We start from the raw sequence: 2,988 nt of genomic DNA on the forward strand, positions 1-2,988 counted from the left end.
AAATCTTGAATCAGCGAAAGAGCATGGTTGAACCTGTGTTTTCAGCATTGCGGGGAATTCAGGGTTTGGAACGTTTCCGGCGTAAGGGATTATTAGCGGTAAAGCTCGAATTTACCCTGCATGCAATGGCCTATAACTTATCAAGAGCGGTTGCTCTGATATTATGGATGATTTTCAGTCTATTATTTGTACAAACTAAAATCAGAAAAAGAGAAAATCTGCACGGTGGGATATTGTTGAAAAAAAAATTCCACCCCTTTTGCGACAGCCTCCGCTAGAGGGGGGCTTATGAGCAAGGGCGGCGGTAGGCCAATTATTGCAACGTCAATTGAACAGTTGAAGCCTTGGGAGACACTAGGTATTAGTCGCCGTACATATTACTACCATAAGAAGAAAGGTTTCCTGTGAATTGCACTAAAACAAGCCTATATCAGATAACAGCCCGTAGGGGTGGTTTTGCCCTTGGTTAGGTGGAACGCTGTAAAGCCAAGCCAGCTCTGGGCTTGAGGGGTATTAAAAGAAAAATCAGTTAGAGTAGCTCAGTCTGGTATAGAGACTGCGAAAGTAGTGCACTGGTCATAAGGTTTCGCACTATGGTCTAGGGGTGTTCGGGCTTTCTCACCTGTAGGCTCTGGGCTTTGGGGGCTGCACTGCGTCGTGGCTGGCCTGCTTTCGCACAGTGGTTCGCAGCGTGTTTTGAGCGTGCAATGGGCTATAACGTCCAGTTCCCCGTTCCCCTCAGTGAGCCAGAGGTTAAAGCGATTGCCAAGAGTGTCGCCAAATGGACTCATAGGCGCTTCACAGAGAAAGCCTTTGCTGAGTATGTCGCTAGGACGCATTCGCCAGAGATTCAGGCCATACGCGGCGCTAGAGGGGGGCTTATGAGCAAGGGCGGCGGTAGGCCAATTATTGCAACGTCAATTGAACAGTTGAAGCCTTGGGAGACACTAGGTATTAGTCGCCGTACATATTACTACCATAAGAAGAAAGGTTTCCTGTGAATTGCACTAAAACAAGCCTATATCAGATAACAGCCCGTAGGGGTGGTTTTGCCCTTGGTTAGGTGGAACGCTGTAAAGCCAAGCCAGCTCTGGGCTTGAGGGGTATTAAAAGAAAAATCAGTTAGAGTAGCTCAGTCTGGTATAGAGACTGCGAAAGTAGTGCACTGGTCATAAGGATTCGCACTATGGTCTAGGGGTGTTCGGGCTTTCTCACCTGTAGGCACWGGGCTTTGGGGGCTGCACTGCGTCRTGGCTGGCCTGCTTTCGCACAGTGGTTCGCAGCGTGTTTTGAGCGTGCAATGGGCTATAASSYYSWKKYYMMRYMKWGRAATWWMAMWGMTYYYRAKRMMRWMWRRWWAGATACATCTAAAAAACACAAAAATAGGTTATTTTTTAATCTTATATAGGTCATTTTTAATTCAAAAATTGATTATTTTATCATCAATAGCTGGTTTTTTTGTAAGTCACAATTAATTTTGCTATTGAGCAACAGGCTTTATAACGTCCAGTTCCCCGTTCCCCTCAGTGAGCCAGAGGTTAAAGCGATTGCCAAGAGTGTCGCCAAATGGACTCATAGGCGCTTCACAGAGAAAGCCTTTGCTGAGTATGTCGCTAGGACGCATTCGCCAGAGATTCAGGCCATACGCGGCGCTAGAGGGGGGCTTATGAGCAAGGGCGGCGGTAGGCCAATTATTGCAACGTCAATTGAACAGTTGAAGCCTTGGGAGACACTAGGTATTAGTCGCCGTACATATTACTACCATAAGAAGAAAGGTTTCCTGTGAATTGCACTAAAACAAGCCTATATCAGATAACAGCCCGTAGGGGTGGTTTTGCCCTTGGTTAGGTGGAACGCTGTAAAGCCAAGCCAGCTCTGGGCTTGAGGGGTATTAAAAGAAAAATCAGTTAGAGTAGCTCAGTCTGGTATAGAGACTGCGAAAGTAGTGCACTGGTCATAAGGTTTCGCACTATGGTCTAGGGGTGTTCGGGCTTTCTCACCTGTAGGCTCTGGGCTTTGGGGGCTGCACTGCGTCGTGGCTGGCCTGCTTTCGCACAGTGGTTCGCAGCGTGTTTTGAGCGTGCAATGGGCTATAACGTCCAGTTCCCCGTTCCCCTCAGTGAGCCAGAGGTTAAAGCGATTGCCAAGAGTGTCGCCAAATGGACTCATAGGCGCTTCACAGAGAAAGCCTTTGCTGAGTATGTCGCTAGGACGCATTCGCCAGAGATTCAGGCCATACGCGGCGCTAGAGGCTGTCGCAAAAGCTCATGTTATCGATTAAAATTTGCTTTATTCGTTTTAAACGCAGATCTTTTATGACCGTATTTACTCGCAAACTGGAATCGCCTTCTCACACCAAACGTAAGTTTGTCAAAGCGCAAAATCTACCTATCTTGGAGGGTTCTGTTTCCCTTTGCGATTATCTCAAGCAAATTGGTGAACGTAGGGCATTTATTGTCACAGAGATTTTGGATGAACAAGACTGGGTACCTTTCGAACGCTGTTATTCTTCAACAGGTAGAGCGCCGTATTCTCCTCGTTCAATGATGGGAATTTTGCTTTATGGGATCATGAAAGGGCATAAAGCGTGTTGCTTAATAGTGAAATAAGGGTGTTTCGGTGATTGAAGTAAATTTTACGCTGTTCTGAGATGGAAATTCCAAAGACCTGCGCTAAGGAGTAAGAAGGTATCATCAATAAAGGGTCTACGATTCCGTAAAATTTGGGTCATGCAACCGAGGCGCTTGATACCCGCGATGGCGTGTTCAACTGTAATACGGATGCCCGAGATTATTTTATTTTCTTGTTTTTGTTCAGGCGATAAAGGTCTTTTTCGAGTTCCTTTTTTTGGGATTTGTGTATTAGGATGCTGTTTATCTATACCTTGAAAACCGGTATCTGCCCAGATGGTTACCTCAGGAGGAATATGGCGAATTATATCGACTTTATCGAGTAAGCGTTTATCGTGACGGCGCCCATTTTTGCTCA

General features: G+C 46.2%; 5 protein-coding genes and 1 pseudogene. 5 read left to right on the plus strand and 1 reads right to left on the minus strand.

Annotated elements, in window-relative coordinates:
• From CBG25_RS07920 to CBG25_RS07940, 5 genes and pseudogenes are all read left to right on the plus strand, one after another.
• A partial coding sequence (locus CBG25_RS07920) for a transposase (RefSeq protein ID WP_290605874.1) occupies positions 1–278 on the plus strand: 278 nt, incomplete at its 5' end.
• A gap of 360 nt (positions 279–638) precedes the next feature.
• Complete coding sequence (locus tag CBG25_RS07925; RefSeq protein WP_290605876.1) at positions 639–1,001, plus strand: primase C-terminal domain-containing protein; 363 nt, start codon at positions 639–641, stop codon at positions 999–1,001.
• A 494-nt stretch (positions 1,002–1,495) separates the two neighbouring features.
• Positions 1,496–1,786: pseudogene (locus CBG25_RS07930) on the plus strand (hypothetical protein); the annotation flags it as partial.
• A 230-nt stretch (positions 1,787–2,016) separates the two neighbouring features.
• Positions 2,017–2,319 (plus strand): primase C-terminal domain-containing protein, encoded by a 303-nt coding sequence (locus CBG25_RS07935; protein ID WP_290605877.1) that lies wholly within the window; start codon positions 2,017–2,019, stop codon positions 2,317–2,319.
• Complete coding sequence (locus CBG25_RS07940; RefSeq protein ID WP_290605879.1) at positions 2,268–2,609, plus strand: hypothetical protein; 342 nt, start codon at positions 2,268–2,270, stop codon at positions 2,607–2,609. The genes CBG25_RS07935 and CBG25_RS07940 overlap by 52 nt, the downstream gene beginning before the upstream one ends.
• A gap of 26 nt (positions 2,610–2,635) precedes the next feature.
• Here CBG25_RS07940 and CBG25_RS07945 read toward each other — a convergent pair.
• The coding region (locus tag CBG25_RS07945; protein ID WP_290603898.1) for a transposase family protein at positions 2,636–2,988 on the minus strand (353 nt) is incomplete at its 5' end.

This window comes from Arsenophonus sp. ENCA (genome assembly GCF_002287155.1).
GTDB classification, from domain to species: domain Bacteria; phylum Pseudomonadota; class Gammaproteobacteria; order Enterobacterales; family Enterobacteriaceae; genus Arsenophonus; species Arsenophonus nilaparvatae.

Excerpts from the sequence above, each read along its gene's own strand:
- CBG25_RS07940 (WP_290605879.1), top strand. The coding sequence starts at position 2,268 with ATGTTATCGATTAAAATTTGCTTTATTCGTTTTAAACGCAGATCTTTT.